The 588-nt window shown below is 37.2% G+C and carries 1 protein-coding gene; it reads left to right on the top strand.

Translation table 11 applies throughout. The features are described 5' to 3' along the window. Positions 1-588 (top strand): mucin-binding protein (locus tag ADH81_RS11210; RefSeq protein ID WP_049527962.1); only part of this gene is annotated, 588 nt, incomplete at both ends.

Here is a 588-nt window from a genome sequence, read left to right as displayed (position 1 = left end):
GATACTCCAACTACTAATGTTCAAGATAGCTTTACGTTCACAGGTAAGCATAATCCAACAACAAATACAACAACATGGAATGAATCTAGTCATACGTATGGAAAATTGATTGTTCCAGTTGTAGACGGTTACTACTCTGATAAGACAGAAGCTGGATCTAAGACAGTAACTCCGGATCAACCAGAAGTAACAGATCACGTTGTGTATAAACCATTAGGAAAAATTATCCAAGTAGATGAAGCGGGAAATGTTATTCCAGGTTCAGTATCTAAGACTTATGAAAATAATCCGTGGAATCCTAAAGAAGCATCAGAAACTAAAATTCCAGATGCTCCAGCTGGATACAAAATTAAGGAAGAACAACCTCAAGCTTGGGGTTACAATATAGTTGATAAAACGATTGAACCAAATGATGAAGGTGATCCAGATCGTATTTCACGAGATACCCCAATCATTTACGTGCCAATCGTAAATGATGTGTCAAAACCAACTAAACAAACTGTTACATTTGAAGGAGCGGGAGAGGATACTCCAACTACTAATGTTCAAGATAGCTTTACGTTCACAGGTAAGCATAATCCAACAACA

It is taken from the genome of Streptococcus pseudopneumoniae (genome assembly GCF_001072925.1).
GTDB classification, from domain to species: Bacteria; Bacillota; Bacilli; order Lactobacillales; family Streptococcaceae; genus Streptococcus; species Streptococcus pseudopneumoniae_Q.
Note: the sequence above shows the minus strand (reverse complement) of the source record. Positions and strands in the feature narration are given on the sequence as shown.